This window comes from Photobacterium lipolyticum (assembly GCF_003026475.1).
GTDB classification, from domain to species: domain Bacteria; phylum Pseudomonadota; class Gammaproteobacteria; order Enterobacterales; family Vibrionaceae; genus Photobacterium; species Photobacterium lipolyticum.
Window position 1 is genome coordinate 60,815 of record NZ_PYMC01000020.1, and the last position, 18,905, is coordinate 79,719.

At 46.7% G+C, this 18,905-nt stretch carries 16 protein-coding genes; 7 read left to right on the forward strand and 9 right to left on the reverse strand.

Translation table 11 applies throughout. The features are described 5' to 3' along the window. Nucleotides 1-69 precede the first annotated feature (69 nt). The 5 genes from dnaE (at nt 70) to C9I89_RS19740 (ending at nt 8,045) form a co-directional block, all read left to right on the forward strand. Nucleotides 70-3,549 carry a DNA polymerase III subunit alpha gene (gene dnaE, locus C9I89_RS19720; RefSeq protein ID WP_107285031.1) on the forward strand — a complete coding sequence of 1,160 codons (3,480 nt, stop codon included), beginning with the start codon at nt 70-72 and terminating at the stop codon, nt 3,547-3,549. Nucleotides 3,550-3,599: 50 nt separating this feature from the next. Next, complete coding sequence (gene accA, locus C9I89_RS19725) at nt 3,600-4,559, forward strand: acetyl-CoA carboxylase carboxyl transferase subunit alpha (protein WP_107285032.1); 960 nt, start codon at nt 3,600-3,602, stop codon at nt 4,557-4,559. Nucleotides 4,560-4,761: 202 nt separating this feature from the next. Then, a complete protein-coding gene (tilS, locus tag C9I89_RS19730; RefSeq protein WP_107285033.1) occupies nt 4,762-6,069 on the forward strand; it encodes a tRNA lysidine(34) synthetase TilS in 1,308 nt (435 codons plus the stop codon). 66 nt (nt 6,070-6,135) lie between these two features. Next, entirely contained in the window at nt 6,136-6,447 is a 312-nt protein-coding gene (locus tag C9I89_RS19735) for a c-type cytochrome (protein ID WP_107285034.1), read from the forward strand. A gap of 248 nt (nt 6,448-6,695) precedes the next feature. Next, entirely contained in the window at nt 6,696-8,045 is a 1,350-nt protein-coding gene (locus tag C9I89_RS19740) for a sodium-dependent transporter (RefSeq protein ID WP_107285035.1), read from the forward strand. A gap of 88 nt (nt 8,046-8,133) precedes the next feature. Here the strand turns inward: C9I89_RS19740 and C9I89_RS19745 are convergent, their stop codons facing one another. From C9I89_RS19745 to metN, 9 genes are all read right to left on the reverse strand, one after another. After that, nucleotides 8,134-8,322 (reverse strand): DUF4250 domain-containing protein, encoded by a 189-nt coding sequence (locus tag C9I89_RS19745; RefSeq protein WP_107285036.1) that lies wholly within the window; start codon nt 8,320-8,322, stop codon nt 8,134-8,136. A gap of 3 nt (nt 8,323-8,325) precedes the next feature. Further along, nucleotides 8,326-8,529 carry a YaeP family protein gene (locus C9I89_RS19750; RefSeq protein WP_107285037.1) on the reverse strand — a complete coding sequence of 68 codons (204 nt, stop codon included), beginning with the start codon at nt 8,527-8,529 and terminating at the stop codon, nt 8,326-8,328. A gap of 162 nt (nt 8,530-8,691) precedes the next feature. Beyond that, nucleotides 8,692-9,546 carry a GGDEF domain-containing protein gene (locus C9I89_RS19755; protein ID WP_107285038.1) on the reverse strand — a complete coding sequence of 285 codons (855 nt, stop codon included), beginning with the start codon at nt 9,544-9,546 and terminating at the stop codon, nt 8,692-8,694. A 93-nt stretch (nt 9,547-9,639) separates the two neighbouring features. After that, nucleotides 9,640-10,764, reverse strand: coding sequence for a patatin-like phospholipase family protein (locus tag C9I89_RS19760; RefSeq protein ID WP_107285039.1), 1,125 nt, complete (start codon nt 10,762-10,764; stop codon nt 9,640-9,642). A gap of 313 nt (nt 10,765-11,077) precedes the next feature. Continuing rightward, the gene (locus C9I89_RS19765) at nt 11,078-12,793 is read right to left on the reverse strand and encodes a proline--tRNA ligase (RefSeq protein ID WP_107285040.1); all 1,716 of its coding nucleotides are present in this window, start codon (nt 12,791-12,793) and stop codon (nt 11,078-11,080) included. Nucleotides 12,794-12,885: 92 nt separating this feature from the next. Then, nucleotides 12,886-13,587: a tRNA (N6-threonylcarbamoyladenosine(37)-N6)-methyltransferase TrmO gene (tsaA, locus tag C9I89_RS19770; RefSeq protein ID WP_107285041.1), complete on the reverse strand. Its 702-nt coding sequence runs from the start codon at nt 13,585-13,587 to the stop codon at nt 12,886-12,888. Nucleotides 13,588-13,733: 146 nt separating this feature from the next. Next, nucleotides 13,734-14,552, reverse strand: coding sequence for a methionine ABC transporter substrate-binding lipoprotein MetQ (gene metQ / locus C9I89_RS19775; RefSeq protein WP_107285042.1), 819 nt, complete (start codon nt 14,550-14,552; stop codon nt 13,734-13,736). 55 nt (nt 14,553-14,607) lie between these two features. Continuing rightward, nucleotides 14,608-15,294 carry a methionine ABC transporter permease gene (locus C9I89_RS19780; RefSeq protein ID WP_107285043.1) on the reverse strand — a complete coding sequence of 229 codons (687 nt, stop codon included), beginning with the start codon at nt 15,292-15,294 and terminating at the stop codon, nt 14,608-14,610. Continuing rightward, complete coding sequence (gene metN / locus C9I89_RS19785; protein ID WP_107285044.1) at nt 15,284-16,318, reverse strand: methionine ABC transporter ATP-binding protein MetN; 1,035 nt, start codon at nt 16,316-16,318, stop codon at nt 15,284-15,286. The genes C9I89_RS19780 and metN overlap by 11 nt, the downstream gene beginning before the upstream one ends. A gap of 272 nt (nt 16,319-16,590) precedes the next feature. Between metN and gmhB the strand changes: the two genes are divergently transcribed. Both gmhB and C9I89_RS19795 read left to right on the forward strand, forming a co-directional pair. Continuing rightward, a complete protein-coding gene (gene gmhB, locus C9I89_RS19790) occupies nt 16,591-17,145 on the forward strand; it encodes a D-glycero-beta-D-manno-heptose 1,7-bisphosphate 7-phosphatase (RefSeq protein ID WP_107285045.1) in 555 nt (184 codons plus the stop codon). A 486-nt stretch (nt 17,146-17,631) separates the two neighbouring features. After that, entirely contained in the window at nt 17,632-18,729 is a 1,098-nt protein-coding gene (locus C9I89_RS19795; RefSeq protein ID WP_107285046.1) for a porin, read from the forward strand. Nucleotides 18,730-18,905 lie beyond the last annotated feature (176 nt).

Sequence of the window (18,905 nt, forward strand, 5' to 3'; positions counted from 1 at the left end):
CGGTGATGATTGCAGCCCTTTAGGCTATAATTATTGCTTCGAATTAAGAACGTATCAAATCTGGTTGTCATGGCTGAACCTCGCTTTATTCATCTTCGTATCCACAGTGACTTCTCTATGGTTGATGGTCTGTCAAAAGTACCGCCATTAGTCAAAAAAGTTGCCGAACTGGGCATGCCAGCAATGGCACTGACCGACTTCACTAACTTGTGCGGTTTGGTGAAATTCTACTTTGCAGCACATGGTGCCGGGATGAAACCCATCATTGGTGCTGATTTTAAAGTTCAGTCCGAAGAGCTGGAAAATGAGCTCTGTGATCTGACGATACTGGCTGCCGACAATGACGGCTATCAGAACCTGACAATGCTGATATCGAAAGCGTATCAGCGTGGCCATGTTCAGCACTTGCCTGTTATCGATAAAGAATGGCTGGCTGAACATAAACAAGGTCTGATCTTGCTGTCTGGCGGTAAGAGTGGTGATGTCGGCAAGGCGTTGTTGAAAGGTAACCAAACCATGGTTAACCGCTGCGTCGAATTTTACCGGACCCATTTCCCGGATAGTTATTACCTTGAGCTGGTGCGAACAGGACGCGCCGATGAGGATGCTTATCTGCACTTTGCGGTTGAGTTGGCTGAACTAGCCGAACTGCCGGTGGTGGCAACCAACGATGTGAGGTTTATTTCCCCGGATCAGTTCGATGCCCATGAAATTCGGGTCGCAATCCATGACGGGTACACCATGGTGGATCCTAACCGTCCTAAACTGTATAGCGAGCAACAGTATTTGCGTACCGAAGAGGAAATGTGTGAGCTGTTCTCAGACATTCCTGAAGCGCTGGCAAATAGTGTTGAAATTGCCAAGCGCTGTAATGTTACGGTGCGTCTGGGTGAATATTTCCTGCCTAACTTCCCAACCGGTGATTTGAGTACAGAAGATTTCTTAGTTGTAAAATCCCGGGAAGGTTTAGAGCGCCGTCTGGCATTCCTATTTCCCGATGAAGCCGAGCGTCTCGAGCGTCGCCCCGAATATGATGAACGCCTAGAGATTGAACTCGAAGTGATCAATCAGATGGGGTTCCCCGGTTACTTCCTGATCGTAATGGAATTTATCCAGTGGTCGAAAGATAATGATGTACCTGTTGGGCCCGGACGAGGTTCCGGTGCTGGCTCTCTGGTCGCTTATGCCCTGGACATTACCGATCTTGATCCGCTGGAATTTGACTTACTGTTCGAGCGATTCCTAAACCCAGAACGTGTATCCATGCCTGATTTCGATATCGACTTTTGCATGGATAAACGTGATTTGGTTATCGATCACGTTGCGGAAATGTACGGCCGCGATGCGGTTTCGCAGATCATCACTTTTGGTACCATGGCGGCCAAAGCAGTGATCCGTGATGTGGGACGCGTTCTTGGTCATCCGTATGGCTTCGTTGATCGTATTTCAAAGCTGATCCCTGCAGAACCGGGTATGACATTGGCAAAGGCCTTTGATGCCGAACCGCAACTGGGTGAAGCGTATAATGCTGATGAAGAAGTTAAAGCTCTGATTGATATGTGTCGCATTCTAGAAGGTGTGACACGTAATGCCGGCAAACATGCGGGTGGTGTTGTTATTTCACCGACCACGATCACCGATTTTTCCCCGCTGTATTGTGATGCGGAAGGGGCAAACCCGGTTACCCAGTTTGATAAGAATGACGTTGAAACCGCAGGCTTGGTTAAGTTCGACTTCCTGGGGCTGCGAACATTAACCATCATTGACTGGGCACTTGCCCTGATCAATCCTCGCCTTGAAGCGGAAGGCAAAGAGCCGGTTAATATTGCGGCTATACCAATGGCTGATGCGAAATCGTTCGCTATGCTGCAGCGTTCAGAATCTACCGCGGTGTTCCAGCTGGAATCCCGAGGCATGAAAGATCTGATCAAACGTCTTCAACCCGACTGCTTTGAAGATATGATCGCACTGGTTGCTTTATTCCGGCCGGGGCCATTGCAATCGGGCATGGTAGATAACTTTATCGACCGTAAGCATGGCCGCGAGGCGGTGTCTTATCCCGATGAAAAGTGGCAGCATGAATCGCTGAAAGAGATCCTTGAACCGACCTACGGCATCATCCTGTATCAGGAACAGGTTATGCAGATAGCTCAGGTTCTGGCGGGCTATACGCTCGGTGGTGCCGATATGCTTCGCCGTGCGATGGGTAAGAAAAAACCTGAAGAGATGGCTAAGCAGCGAGCCATTTTTGAAGATGGTGCCATTAAAAACGGGGTTGATGGCGAGCTCTCGATGAAAATCTTTGATCTGGTAGAGAAATTTGCCGGTTATGGTTTCAACAAGTCTCACTCTGCCGCGTATGCTTTAGTATCCTATCAAACGCTTTATTTAAAGGCGCATTATCCTGCTGAATTCATGGCGGCAGTAATGACTGCTGATATGGATAACACGGATAAAATTGTCGGCCTGGTGGATGAATGCCATCGGATGAAACTGAAGCTATTGCCGCCTGATGTCAATAAAGGCCTGTATCGCTTTAATGTCGATGAGCAAGGTGCCATTGTTTACGGTATTGGTGCAGTAAAAGGCGTGGGTGAAGGTCCGATTGAAAATATCATTGAAGCGCGTAACAAAGGTGGTCACTTCAAAGATCTGTTCGATTTCTGCGCCCGAATCGATACTAAGAAGGTTAACAAGCGAGTCCTTGAGAAGCTGATCAAGTCGGGGGCGATGGATCGTTTAGGTCCTAACCGTGCCACGATGATGGCAACGCTGAACGATGCTATTAAAGCGGCTGGTCAGCACCATCAGGCTGAAGCCTTTGGTCAGGCTGATATGTTCGGTGTGCTGACTGCGGCACCGGAAGAGGTCGAGCAAGCTTATGCCAATATTCCAGAGTGGCCTGATAAAGTCTGGTTGGAAGGGGAGCGGGAAACCTTAGGATTGTATTTAACCGGCCATCCGGTTAATGCCTATGTCCCTGAACTGAAACACTATACAACCTGGCGATTGAAGGATGCCCACCCAACCAGCCGTGATAAAATCGCGTCTGTGGCAGGGTTGGTGATAGCGGCGCGAGTGATGACCACCAAACGCGGTACCCGTATTGGTCTGATGACGTTAGATGATCGTTCGGGCCGGATGGAAGTAATGCTTTTCTCTGATGCGTTAGAACGCTATCTTGATTTGCTGGAAAAAGATAAAATCTTAGTGGTTTCCGGACAGGTCAGCTTTGATGATTTCAATGGTGGCCTTAAAATGTCAGCCAGAGAAGTACTGGATATCTCAGAAGCCAGAGAAAAGCACCTGAGAGGCCTTGCTATCTCAGTGACTGAGAAGCAAGTTGATGAACAGTTTTTTGCGCGCTTCAGCCAAGTGCTGGAGCCTCACCGGGCAGGTACAGTACCTGTCAATGTGTATTATCAGCGCTCGAATGCACGTGCCAAACTCACTTTAGGGACAGAATGGCGTATTACGCCAACAGATCAGTTAATTCTTGATCTCAAAGCCTTACTGGGTGAGAAGCAAGTCGAGCTTGAATTTAATTAATTTAGCCCATGTTTACACAGATAATCATGGGCAAAAGGATTTAAAGTGGTATGAGCCTGAACTTCCTCGAGTTTGAACAGCCGATTGCAGAATTAGAAGCCAAAATTGAAGCCTTACGTGACGTGTCACGTCGTGATGAATCGGCATCGGTTGATTTAGATAAAGAAATTGGACAGCTGGAAAAGAAAAGCCTGGAGCTTACTAAAAAGATCTTTGGTGATTTAGGTGCGTGGCAGGTGGCTCAATTAGCCCGCCATCCGCAGCGTCCATATGTTTTTGATTACATTGAGCACATCTTTACTGAGTTTGATGAACTGGCTGGTGACCGTGCCTTTGCCGATGATAAAGCACTGGTTGGCGGGATTGCTCGCCTTGATGGTCGCCCTGTAATGGTGATTGGCCATCAGAAAGGCCGCGACACCAAAGAAAAAGTATTCCGAAACTTCGGCATGCCAAAGCCCGAAGGTTACCGTAAGGCACTGCGCCTGATGAAAATGGCAGAGCGTTTTAAAATGCCAATCATCACTTTCATCGATACTGCAGGTGCTTATCCTGGTGTCGGTGCAGAAGAGCGTGGTCAGTCAGAAGCGATCGCAACCAACCTCAAGTATATGGCTGGCTTAACCGTTCCCGTGATCTGTAATGTGGTCGGTGAAGGTGGCTCCGGTGGCGCATTGGCAATTGGGGTGGGTGACTGCGTCAATATGCTGCAATACTCTACGTATTCAGTGATTTCGCCAGAAGGTTGTGCGTCTATCTTGTGGCGCGATTCAGATAAAGCGCCTCAAGCTGCTGAAGCAATGGGTCTGACGGCCCAACGCCTGAAGGAGCTTGAGCTTATTGATACCATAATCGAAGAGCCATTAGGCGGTGCACACCGTAATTTAGTTGCAATGTCGGCATCACTGAAAGCGCAGCTGCTGGCTAACCTGGCTGAACTTGAAGCGCTAGATACGGATGAGCTGCTAGAGCGTCGTTATCAGCGTCTGATGAGTTACGGTTACTGCTAGCTGTGGCGGCGAGCTAAACCGCTTCATAGATACCAGAGTCGAATAAAAAAGCGGGTCAACTTAGGTTGGCCCGTTTTTTATTGGTTTTCGTCAGGCGCGGTTGATTGGTATTATTTATACCAATTCCATTAGTTCTCGCTGAATTGATCAGATAGTTAATGGATTTGGTATGATCATTCCTTAAAAGGCGAACTCACTCATCATGCTTTATTCTCAACTGTCGGCATGCCTGCAAGCGCATGCCCCTCGCTCCAAACGTTTTATTCTCGCGTTAAGCGGCGGGCTGGATTCTCGGGTGCTGTTGCATTTAATGGGGCGTTTCATCAGGCAGTATCCGCATTATCAATGCCTGGCTGTTCATGTTCATCATGGTTTAAGCGCCAATGCTGATGCGTGGGTGCAACACTGCCGACAATGGGCTCAGGAAGAAGGTATCGAATGCCATATCGAATCTGTCACCCTGACGCTGGGGAACCGGATAAGTGTCGAGCAGCAGGCAAGGGATCTGCGTTATCTGGCATTAGCAAGGCATGTGCAACCTGACGATGTCTTATTAACGGCACAGCATGCTGATGATCAGCTTGAAACCTTTCTGCTGGCATTAAAGCGCGGCAGTGGTCCGGCGGGATTAGCTTCCATGCCGGTGCATACCGCATTTGCAGCCGGTTATCACCTGCGTCCGTTACTGCACGCCAGTCGTCAGGAGATCATGGGCTATGGTACAGAACACCAGCTGAGCTGGGTCGAAGATGAGAGTAATCAGGATCAGCGTTATGACCGTAACTTTCTCCGTCATCAAATCACGCCTCGCTTGCTGGAACGTTGGCCCGGCATGCGTAAAGCCGTAGTGCGTAGTGCAGCGCTATGCGGTGAACAAGAAGCTCTTTTACGCGAATTACTTGCCGCCCAATTAGCCAATGCACTACATTCAGATCATAGTTTAATCATAGGTGAATTAGCGTCCGAACGTATTGGTAAGCAACTTATTCGTCAGTGGTTAAGTCGTTTTGATGTCCGTCTGCCCTCTCAGGCTCAGCTACAACAGATCTGGCACTCAGTCGTTATGGCACAAGATGATGCCAATCCTCAGCTGTGCTGGCACAACCATCAGATCCGTCGTTATAAGCAGCGGCTGTATATTGTCAATCAGTGGCCTGATATCAGCGACTGCTATCAGAGCTGCGAAATTGATCAGGTTTATTCGTTACCTCAAGGGCTCGGTACCATCTCTCTTCGTCATTCTGCTCAGGGTAACTTGCGTCTGCCACGGGATGGCGAGGCGGTATCGGTTCGATTTGAGCCTGAAGGGCTTGAGGTGAAACCACAAGGACGCGTGGGCAAACGTAAATTGAAAAAACTGTTTCAGGAATATGGTATACCGAGCTGGAATCGACGGCGAACACCACTGCTCTTTTATGGTGAGCAGTTAGCGGCAGTTGCTGGATTATTTGTCGTTGAAGAATTTGCAGGCCAGGATTGTGACCTAGATTGGCAGTATGATGTGTCGTAAGTGCATTATGTATATAAAACGTGCACAATTCGTTATGAGGATAATAACAATACTAAAGAGGACGACATGAAGAAAGTTCTTGCATTTGCAATGCTAGCCGCAGTGATCTCATCCCCTACCATGGCCGCTGGCGATCCTGTCGCAGGGAAAGCCAAAGCCGCGATTTGTGCCGCCTGCCATGGTGCCGACGGTATCGCCATGATCCCCGGTTACCCAAATTTGAAAGGCCAGAATGAACAGTATCTGGTGAGTGCATTAAAAGCGTATAAAAATAAACAACGCAATGGCGGAATGTCGATGGTGATGCAGCCACAGGCCGCGCTGTTAAGTGATGATGATATGGCCAATGTCGCGGCGTATTTCTCGCAGCTAAAATAGTCACGGCTGACTTTTTTACTCTCGAACCAACAATGCCGAGCTGAATAGCTGTACTTATAAATTGAGCCGTCATCTGCATCATATGCAGTTGGCGGCTTTTTTGCATCGTTCTTGTCGTGTCGTGCGATATTTACAGCTATCTGGTTACTATTTGGCCAGTTGGTTTTCCTGCTATTGCTTATGATGACGGTAGGTATTATTGTACTAGCACGCTGATACAATGATTTATGAAGACATGAGTGCGGATAATGGCTGGAAATAGAGAACATTTTGGTTCAAGAATTGGATTTGTGCTGGCGGCAGCCGGGGCGGCTGTCGGGTTAGGGAACATTTGGGGCTTTCCGACTCAGGCTGCCAGCAATGGTGGTGGTGCATTTGTACTGGTGTACCTTTTTATGATCCTGGTCGTCGCTTTTCCGATGCTGGTCGCTGAAATGGCGATTGGCCGTCATGGCCAAGCCAACCCTATCGATAGCATGCGGAGTCTGTCTGATAATCCGCTGGCGAAAAAAGCCGGGGCAATGGTTGGCTGTATTGGCTTGGTTGTACCGTGTTTAGTTCTGGCTTTTTACAGTATTGTCGCCGGCTGGTTGATCACCTTTATGTTTGCGGCTGTAACCGATATTTTAGGTTTTGAATCAGCTTCAGCATGGCTGAAAGAATTTTCTGTTTTACGAAACCTTTTCGGTGCAATCATTTTTTATATACTGACTATTTTGATTGTCCAAAGCGGAGTTAAGCAAGGCATTGAAAAATGGTCTACACGCCTGATGCCGGCGCTGTTTGCGCTGTTTGGTGTAATGTTCCTATACATCATGACCCAGGATGGCGCAATGGAGGGGTTGAAGCACTTTATTATTCCTGACTTTAGCAAAATCTTCGATCGCCGGTTATTGCTTGCTGCAATGGGACAAGGCTTCTTCTCGCTGACCATCGGTGGCTGTTCAATGCTGATCTATGGCTCATACCTAAGTAAGAAAGAGAACCTGCCAAAAATGGCACTGAGCGTAACATTGGTTGATACCGCCGTTGCGATTATTGCCGGTATGGTGGTAATGCCGGCCATGTTTGTTGCGATGCAAAAAGGTGTGGCCATTTATGCCGAGGATGGCTCCTTACTGAGTTCAGATACTCTGGTGTTTACGGTACTCCCAATGCTGTTTGATAGCTTGGGCTTTGTCGGCGAGTTGCTGGCACTCGTTTTCTTTGTGTTGATGACGATTGCTGCACTTACCTCGTCCATTTCGATGTTGGAATGTCCAGTCTCGCTGGTGAGTGAACGATTTAATACCAGCCGTAAACCAACCAGCTGGGTGCTAGGGGCTGTAATCGCGATTTTCAGTGTCGTGATTATCTTTAATTTCGGTGAGATGTTTGGTTTAGTGGCAACAATCGCAACGCAGTATTTCCAGCCGGTAGCGGCATTACTGTTCACTCTGTTTGCCGGTTGGGTGTGGTCTCGTAATAGTAAGCTGAAAGAACTGAGTGCCGGATGCCCGGAACTTGAAAACAGTCTGTTCTGGAAAGTCTGGCCGCTATACCTGAAAGTGGTTTGTCCTATCTTCGTCGCGACAGTGCTATGGGCTTCATTTTCTTAACGGATTTACCACTCCGTTCATAAATTAAAGCGATAAAAAACGGAAGCCATTGGCTTCCGTTTTTGTTTGTGTCGTGAAAGACATTGGCTTAGCGGAACTGCTTCGCTTGCGGCAAGTAATCAAAACCTGCAGCCGCAAGGCGAGTTACGAGAGTGTCTTTATCAATTTCAAAGTAGTTAACTAAGCTCTCTAAATCACCAAATTCATCGCGAATCTTCATGTTTACAATGCTCATCAGCATAATGGGATCCATGGTTTCATAGTTAGCTAAACTCATGACTTAATCCTCGTGATCACTCATTAATAAGTTAGCGGCAGCAAAGGCGGCGCGTTCACGAACATCTTTAGGTAACTCTTCATTACCGGCAATAAAATCTAGCGCTTTAATCGCGCAATGAATGGCATTAGGAATGTAACCCAGTTCACCACCACCGATTTGCGCATAGATCTTACGGGTAAATTCACAGCACTCATGAATTTTCATGGTCTTTCCTTAAATCAATTAGTCTTCTAATTGGCTTTCGCTGAATAAGAGTAAAAGCGAATTGGAAGTCTTATAAAATAGTAAAGTGCTATTTATCAGGATAACTATACATGGGGGAGAAAAAAATGAATATGGTTCAGAGCAAGGTTATTGGCAGGCTGGTTATTTATTGCGCTTTTGCTTATAGAGTTGGCGGTCGGCACGATCAATCATGGAGGTGGCCGTATCACCTTTATTGTACTGGGCATAACCAAAAGAAGAACCGATTTTAAGGGTGCGCAGGGTCGCGTCTTCAATGGTTAACTGCAGCACTCGCCTTGTGACTTTCTGTGCCGATTCTGCCGTTGCCGGCTGAAGGATCATAATAAATTCATCTCCGCCTATTCGGTAGCATCGGTCTGAAGCACGGACAGATTGCTTCAACACCATAGCAAAGTGGCGGATCACCTTATCACCATCTAAATGACCAAAGCGATCATTGACTTGTTTGAAGTTGTCTAGATCGAAGAGCAATACAACCAGGCCGACATTCCTGCGCTCACTCATTGCGATGGCATGCTGTATGTCTTGCTCAAAGCTGGTACGGTTGCCAAGACCGGATAAGTAGTCACGCATAGCCATATTTTTGACGCGACGATATTCGAGCGCATTGGCGAGCGGACCGGCAAAAAGGCGGTGATAGGTATGGAGTAAATTGATTTCGTCTTTGTCTAACTTGTAAGGGGTGCTGTATTGCAGTTTTCCGAGTTCATTGTCGCCAAAGCGAAGGACAAAAGTTTGACGAAATTCGGTTGATTTTCCTCTGCGTATCAGAGTGCAGGTATCATCAAGATCCCAAATCAGACGGCTGATATCGATCTGTTTTTCAATTTCACGGGTGAAAATCTCGAACAATAAGCCAAGCTCTAATTTCCCTTGTAATTTTTGCAGCATTAGCAAGCGCTGATCAGCCCCAAGCGGCTTAGCCCTTGGTTTTCGCTCGTCTGCAAAAATTTTATCCCAGAGAATCGGATCCATAACAGCGTCATAAAAATGTTAAGAGCTTAACTATAGGCAATTATTAAGCCAAATCAACAATTAGATCTTTATTTTATCAATAATTCGCTGATTTTATTTCAGAAAATTGCGGAGGATCGTATCTTGTTCTAAAGCATCCTGATAACCCATATTGATTAGTGCATGAATATAGTCAGGTTCAAACAAGATATAACTGGTGATAGCGGCATCATCACTGGGACTGACCCCGGCTAATCGCATCAAAGCGCGAGGCATTGGAGGCATATGGCAATAGTATTTTTGCGCCAACAGTCCGAATGACTGGCTCGGTGACAAGTGAATATAGTCGACATTTTTTAGCTGTAAGCGTTGTTGCTCATGTTCCGGTAGTGCCTGAATTAACGTATTAGTACGTGACAAGTGCTCCAAGTCCGCCGTCATGGTATCGCTGAAAATGGTATCCATCAGGTGGCCGCCCAACGTTGCCAAACCAGGTGCTTTGGTATGATCCCTTTCACTTACTTTCTGGTTAATTAAATCAATAATAAAGATTTTGTCTGCGCCCATTCTTAATGACGGGCGAAGGGGGGCAAGTTGGTGAATCGATCCGTCACCATAATAGGTCTGTCCAATACGGGTCGCAGGAAAAATCAGAGGTATCGCCGAAGAAGCCAGCAGATGTTCAGTGGTAATTAAGGTTCGCCGGCCTTTGGATTTAGCCTGATCCCATTCAGTCAGTTCCTTTTGCCCCTGGAAGAAACTGACTGAGCCCCCGCTCTTATAGCTCGACGCGGTGACCGATACTCCATGAAGGTTGCCTGCCAGAATTTGTTTTTCTAACCGTTCATAGTTATTGACCTGATTTAGCAGCTGACGCAAAGGACGGTTATTTAGCAGGCCAAAAGGCGGGCGTTCATGATAGTCGGCTTGTAATCGTGCAAACCATTGTTTAGCCAGGTAGCTTGTCATGCCATAAGAACTGGCATTGAACACCTTTCTGCTATGTAATTGCGACCAAATCCATTCCAGTTTCTTGACACCGAGGCGAAAGCAAGAGGCATAACAGGCAATTGAAATGGCATTGATAGCACCAGCCGAAGTGCCGCAATAGATGGAAAATGGGCTGTGGTGTACCCTGGGGTACCACTCAGCAATCGCCTTTAGTACCCCAACCTGGTAAGCAGCTCGTGCGCCGCCCCCTGTCAGTAATAAGCTGATTTTAGGCTTATCCTTTGCCATGCAATCTGCCCTCTTGTAATGTTGCTACTTCATACAATAACAGTATCGGAAGTGCTCATTTACGCTTATAAAATCCGCGCCAAGTCGTTACGCAGATTAAGACGATTTTTATAATATTATGTTTATTTACTATTTACTATTTACTATATAACTAAACGTAGTGGGTTGAATAACTAAACCTTTCTCTTCGTGCCTTGCCAGAAGACCTTTTTAGTCTTTACCGCTGGAATGTTGAAAGGTAAACAGGCCTTAGTTAGCGGAAAATAAAAAGCCTCCGCGCGGGAGGCTTTAAAGTTTGAGGCGGTGCGGCGGGTTAAGCTAGCTTTTGCTTAATCAGCTCGACGGCTTTTGCAACCGGGACACCGACTTTGCTGCCATCGCGACGGTTTTTGTATTCCACTTCGCCATTTTCAAGGCTGCGGTTACCAATAACGATGGTGTGCGGAATACCGATTAGCTCCATGTCTTTAAACATGACGCCCGGGCGTTCTTTACGGTCATCAAACAAGACTTCGATGCCTGCTGCGGTAAGTTCAGCGTACAGTTTTTCTGCCGCTTCTTTTACTTCTTCAGACTTCGCCATATTCATCGGCACGATAGCTACCTGGAACGGCGCAATAGCTGCTGGCCAGATAATACCGCTGTCATCGTGATTCTGTTCGATAGCAGCAGCCACAACACGGGTACAGCCAATACCGTAACAACCCATTTCCATGATGGTATTTTTACCATCCGGGCCAAGCACGGCTGCGTTCATTGAGGTTGAGTAGTTATTACCAAGCTGGAAGATGTGACCGACTTCAATACCACGCTTAAGCTGCAGGGTACCTTGACCACAAGGGCTTGGATCGCCTTCAACAACGTTACGTAGATCTTCTACCTGACCCAGCTCAACATCACGACCCCAGTTGATACCGAAGCAGTGTTTGTCGTCAATGTTTGCGCCTGCACCAAAGTCACTCATGACGGCGACCGAGCGGTCAACGATGAATGGAAGTTTAAGACCAACAGGACCTAATGAACCTGGGCCAGCACCGATCAATGCACGGATTTCTTCTTCCGTTGCCATTTCTAGTGGAGATGCCACTTCTTTTAAGTGTTCTGCTTTGATTTCATTTAGCTCATGATCCCCACGGATGATCAGCGCAATGATGTCAGCATCGATTTCATCAGAGGCTTTAACAAACAGTGTCTTCACTGTTTTCTCAATCGCGATACCGTGCTGCTCTACAAGCTCAGCAATTGTTTTAGCATTTGGCGTATCAATCAGCGTCATTTCAGCCGTCGGTGCCGCACGTTCTGTTGCGGGTGCAACGGCTTCAGCTTTCTCGATGTTCGCTGCGTAATCAGATTCAGTTGAGAAGGCAATTAAGTCTTCGCCGCTCTCGGCCAGTACGTGGAACTCGTGAGAGCCAGAACCACCGATAGAACCGGTGTCAGCCAGTACCGGGCGGAAATCTAGGCCCATGCGGTTAAAGACGTTGCAGTAGGCCTGGTGCATGATCTCGTAGGTTTCTACCAGGCTTTCTTTGTCCAGGTGGAACGAGTAGGCATCTTTCATGATGAATTCACGAGAACGCATTACCCCGAAACGCGGACGAACTTCGTCACGGAATTTGGTCTGGATCTGGTACAGGTTCAGAGGAAGCTGTTTGTATGATTTAACTTCGTTGCGAACCATATCCGTAATCACTTCTTCGTGAGTCGGACCTAATACAAACGGACGGCCATGGCGGTCAGAGATACGAAGCAGTTCGGGGCCAAATTTGTCCCAGCGACCAGTCTCCTGCCATAGATCAGAAGGCTGAACGACGGGCATAATCATTTCGACTGCACCTGCATTGTTCATTTCTTCGCGAACAATGTTTTCGACCTTACGCAGAACACGAAGACCTGTAGGTAGCCAGGTATAAAGACCTGAAGCCAGCTTACGGATCATACCTGCACGTAGCATTAGCTGGTGGCTAATAACTTCTGCGTCGTTTGGAGTCTCCTTCAGCGTGGAAAGAAGATATTTACTGGTACGCATTGATGGTATCCGTTGGTTGATGAATTTTAAGTGAAGGGCGATATATTAACAGCCTAAGGGCTTTTCGCCAAAGAGATCAATCTCTCGCGGGATCAATCACCAATAGATTCTAGCGCAGTAACCGTGACTTGTTCATGATTGACGGTAAATCTGACATTGAAGTTAAACAAGTGTACCGCATATTCCTTGCTGTCTGTTTTGCCTTTTTTATAAGCGGGTCGGGGATCTTGTGCCAATACCTCGGCAATCACGTTCTGCTGATAGCGACCATGCTCACCCTGTAGCGTATCTATTGCGGTATCACTGAATACCACGTTCAGGGTCTCTGGTTGTTCAGAGGCAAACCCACCCAGTGCATCAGGCAGACTGTCGGAATACGGCACGTAGGGCTTGATATCAATGATCGGGGTGCCATCAACTAGGTCGACGCCGCCGAGTTCGATGATCACATGACCATCTTGCTGGCGAATGCCTTTTAACTCAACCGCTGACATACCAATACCATTAGGGCGGAAAGTTGCACGACTGGCAAATACGCCAATACGCTCGTTTCCCCCTAAGCGAGGAGGGCGAACGGTTGGCCGCCACCCGGCTTTCAGATTCTGATCAAACAAAAATAGCAGCCACAAATGGCTGAATTGTTCGATACCTCTGACAGCTTCGAGAGCATTGGCTTCACCATGCAGCACAATTTCAGAGCGGGCACTGGGAACTAACCCCGGCTGGCGCGGCACGGCAAACTTTTCTTTGTAGGGTGAGCGAATAATGCCAATCGGTTCAATTTTATATGACATAACGGTTTGGTCTTGTAATTAATGACAAAGAGTTGAGGGAGCAAAACATACCATAAAAGTTCCGATGCGGCTTATGGTAGAGCTGCTGATAAAAAAAGCCCCGGACGAATGTCCAGGGCTTAGAGGGGATAAAGCTTGATTAAAGGTTACCAGCCTTTCACAACGCCGCCTTGGAAGATCTCTTGCGCCGCGGCGTAAACGGCTTCTGACTGATATGCTTTAACGAATGTTTTTACATTCTTTGCATTAACATTGTCTTCACGGGCCACAATCAGGTTCACATATGGTGATTCTTTATCTTCAACGAAGACACCGTCACGCTCTGGAGTCAGGTTGATGCTGCTTGAGTACGTTGTGTTAATGATCGCCAGCTGAACATCGTCAAGAGAACGCGGCAGCTGGGCTGCTTCCAGCTCAACAATTTTGAGATTTTTGTCATTACCAATAATATCCAGTGCGGTTGCCGTTAGACCCACGCCTTCTTTCAGGGTGATCAGCCCTTGTTGTTGAAGCAGCAGGAGCGAACGTCCGAGGTTGGTCGGATCATTGGGTACCGCAATTTGATCACCGTCTTTTAGCTCATCAATTGATTTTACTTGGTTAGAATAGGCCGCGATTGGATAAACAAAGGTGTTACCCGCGATGGCGAACTTGTAACCACGGTCAGCGATTTGCTGGTCAAGGTATGGCTTGTGCTGGAAGGCATTGATATCAATAGATCCATCTTCAAGTGCTGCATTGGGTGCAACGAAATCAGTAAAAATGATTAGCTCAACATCCAGACCGTATTTGTCTTTTGCTTCCTTCGCGGCCACTTCTGCAACTTGTGCTTCAGCCCCCGCAGCTACCCCAACTTTGATCTTATTTGCATCAACCGCGGCTGTTTCTTTTTCGCCACAACCGGTTAGAGCCAATGCCGATGCCAGACCTGCGACAGCAAAAAGCTTCTTCAAATTAAACGTCATGTTACTTCTCCTTAATTGGGGTATTCCCTAAATGTGTACTTTTTAGAATTATGGATTATCGGTGGTCGACGCGTTTCACTAAGTGATCGCCAACAGATTGAATAAGCTGAACCAGAATGACCAGCATGACCACAGTGATCATCATGACGGTGCCGTCAAAACGCTGATAGCCATAGCGAATGCCTACATCACCTAAGCCACCGCCGCCGACGGTGCCTGCCATTGCAGAATAGCTCACTAATGTTACGAGTGTAATAGTCACGGCATTGATAATGCCGGGTAGTGCTTCTGGTAACAGTACTTTTGTTATGATTTGTTTTGGTGTCGCTCCCATCGCCTGAGCAGCTTCAACCAGGCCTGATGGCACTTCCAGTAATGCCCCTTCAACCAGCCGCGCGATAAACGGAATAGCGCCCACGGTCAGTGGAACAATCGCCGCCGCTGTACCGATAGAGCTGCCTACAATAAAGCGGGTAAACGGAATAATGGCGACCAGCAGAATAATAAAAGGAATCGAGCGGCCAATGTTCACAATGGTACCCAAGATTTTATTCAGCGTCCGGTTTTCCAGTTGTCCACCTTCTTTACTTAAGTGCAGCGCGACACCCAGAGGAATACCTAATGCAAAACCGATAATGCCGGATGCAAGTACCATGGTTAAGGTCTGGCCGAGTGCTTCAACAAGCAGGTAGGTCAGACGTTCATTGGTTTGCCACCAGTTGGCAATTGAATCAAGCCACATAACCTAATACCTCAACATTTACTTTATGATCGCGCAGAAAAGCAATCGCTTGTTCTGCTGCTCGCTCTGTCCCCAGGAATTCAGCCAGCATCAGGCCAAATTTAACGCCGCCCGCGTAGTCCATATCAGAACTCAGAATGCTGATATCGATATTAAACTCTCGCGCAACCTGGCTGATCAGGGGAGCATCAACAGAAGCCCCCGTAAATTCTAGGCGGATCAGAGGGTAGCTGCCGGTCACTCTTTGTGCGGTCATCCGTGCTTGATAATCGTCAGGAATGGATAAGTCTAAAGTCGAGCGGATAAATTCACGCGCCAGATCTGTTTTTGGGTGAGCAAAAATATCCCCGACCGGGCCTTTTTCTACCAGCTCACCATCACCAATAATAGCGACCTCAGAACAGATACTTTTAACCACGTCCATCTCATGGGTGATAAGCAGAATAGTCAGGTTCAGCTTACGGTTGATTTCTTTTAGCAGCTCTAGAATAGACTGGGTTGTTGCCGGATCCAGTGCACTGGTGGCTTCATCACAAAGCAATACTTTAGGATCGGATGCTAATGCTCGCGCAATGGCGACGCGCTGTTTTTGACCACCACTGAGGTTGGATGGATAAGTGTCCCTTTTATCAGCCAGGCCAACCAGTTTAAGCAACTCGTCGACTTTCGTCATGAGCTCCGTTTTTGAAACACCGGCCAGTTCTAAAGGAAGTGCGATATTATCAAAGACGGTACGAGACGATAGCAGGTTAAAGTGCTGGAAAATCATACCAATTTTACGGCGAGCTAATGTCAGCTCCTGATTCGATAGCTGAGTCAGATCGATACCATCCACAATAACATGACCGCTGGTGGGTTTTTCCAGCAAGTTTACGCAACGGATTAGCGTGCTTTTACCGGCACCTGATGCACCGATCACACCGAAAATGGTACCTTGTTCAATTGTGAGGTTGATATCGAGGAGGGCGTTTATTGCTCTCTCACCCTGATAGAACACTTTATTGACTCTATTAATTTCTATCATCGAACTTCCTGAACTTAGATAAAAAGATTGGTATTTGTTGTTTTAATATTGTAATCGTTTGGTGTGAAAGGTTGATTTATATCATATTCTGTTGCAGTGATGCTAAGATGTCTAGACGGCTAAGTCAATAGCTATTTTTACGTCTAGACGTCCAAGTGTTATTTTTGGTTCTTTTCTTTTATCGAAGAGGCGATGCATTACCGGGAAACAGGTGAATACCAGTCTCTGGCATGCCATAATCTGCTTAACGCAATAATACAGAGGGCTAACTCTTGGCCAAACCAGCAGTCTTTATCGATCGTGATGGCGTGATCAACGTTGATCATGGTTATGTTCATACCGTGGATGATTTCGAATACATTGACGGAGTTTTTGACGCTTGTAAGAAGCTCAAGGAAATGGGGTACCTGCTTGTACTGGTGACTAACCAGGCAGGCATTGCGCGTGGTATGTATACCGAAGATGAATTCCTGAGCCTGACAGAATGGATGGACTGGAATTTTGTCGATCATGGTGTTGAGTTTGACGGTATTTATTATTGTCCGCATCACCCAACAGCAGGTCTGGGTGATTATAAACAGGACTGTGAGTGCCGTAAGCCTAAGCCTGGGATGTTTATTTCGGCTCGTGATTTTTTAAAAATTGATATGGCTAATTCCGTTATGATCGGCGATAAAGCGGAAGATATAATTGCTGCAGAGGCGGCGGAAGTCGGAATGAAAATTTTAGTTCGCACAGGCAAGCCTATCACTGAAAAAGGTGAATTATTAGCAACGGCTGTGTTAGATAGCGTTGCTGATGTACCTGCTTGGTTAGCAACTCGTTAAGTTCAATCTCGATAGAAGAAGGTCGCCTTGGGCGGCCTTTTTTATGCTTGTCATTCAGTAGGTAACAGGCAAAAGTGACACATTTACTCAAAGTGATTTTAAATTCGCCTGCCTCTTTTTAGAACCATTTGGAATTAAAAGCAAGCTCGACCGATAATTTTGATATATAAACAGGAGCGGGCTAATTTACCCGTCGTGACTGTTTATGCGAAATTCTGCATGGTTTGAGGTGTTGTGGTGGAGGGTTGTTGTTCTTTTGCCCTGTAAATAAGGGAAAGGGGGTAATTTGGTATGATATTTTGCGGTGGAAAATTATGCACCAATTAACACGGCGGTAATTTTGTTAAATGTGGTTCGTTCTATTTGTTTTTCTCTATTTTATAGATTTGTCTTGCATTGATAAGAAAGTGGCTTATTGCTAGGTTGTTCAAGTTGGGTTCAGGAAGAGCCTGGCGTTAAGGACAATAAAAATTACAGGATAGTATGATGAAAAAAACACTTCTAGCAGTAGCAATCCCTTCTCTCTTGTTCGCAACATCAGCAAGCGCCGTTGAAATTTTCAAGTCTGACGAAGGATCTGCCGACTTTTACGGTCAGCTTCGAACTGAAGTAAAAAAACTTGAAGATAAAGAAGTTACGTTAAACGCTGGCTCTTCTCGTGCCGGCGTTCAAGCGCAATACAAGCTTACCGACACTGTGGATGTGTTTGGTAAAGTGGAATTTGGTTTGAACTACAAAACCAAGGAAAAAGATTACTCAATGAAGAACCGCCTGCACTATGCCGGTGTAGATACGGATTTCGGTAAATTTTCTTTTGGTCGTCAGTGGGTCGTAGCGGATGAAGTATACGGTGCCGATTACTCCTACTTCTTCGGAGGTTCAGCACTGCGCTACGCGACGCTTTCTGGTGCGCGTCACGATTCTCTGATTAAGTACAACTATGAAGGCGAAAGCTTCTGGGTTGCTGGTAACTATGGCCTGTCGGAAGATGATACCAACCAGGAACTGGCTGAGCTGTATGCCGGTTCCAGCTTAGGTGGATTTAACCTGCACTTTGGTGGCGGGCAGAATCGCGATAAAGCTTATAAAGTCGGTACACATACAATAGAGGAAGTGAAAGATAAAGTTACAGGTGCACTGAAAACGCTGAAAAGTGAAGAGGACGTTAAAGCGGATCTTCAAAATACGTATTTTGAAGGTACGGTTGAATATACAGTTGGTGCTGCATTGATTGGCTTTACTTATTATAACGCTGAACTTGAAAGTCAAGGAGGTCAGAAGATCAAAGAAAATGGCTACAGTGTAGGCGGTACATACAGCTGGACTGACAAGGCTACAACCTATGCGGGGTTTGATTTTACTGATCAGGATGCATCAGAATCATCCGTAAAAGATGGTGATAGCAAAGGATTCCACATCGGCTCTGTTTATCATTTTAACAAGTGGGCTCGTATCTATGCTGAATACGCTTACGCTGATGGTCGTACCCTGGGTTACAGTAACAAAGGCTCAGATACAACTATTGCGCCAACAGAAGTTGATAGTGAAAGTAAATTTGCTATTGGTGCGCGTGTTTACTGGTAATCCCCGATAAATATTGCCTTATTCTTTTTGCCCGGCCTTATTGGCCGGGTTTTTTGTTTGCCCAGCAAAGCTGGCAAACCCGTTCACTTGAAAGATAGTGGAGTCACCCCGGCTAAGGGGAAGACAATCCGAATGGCAAGGGCGTCACTGGCTAACGGTGGGGTCTGAAGGAAGCC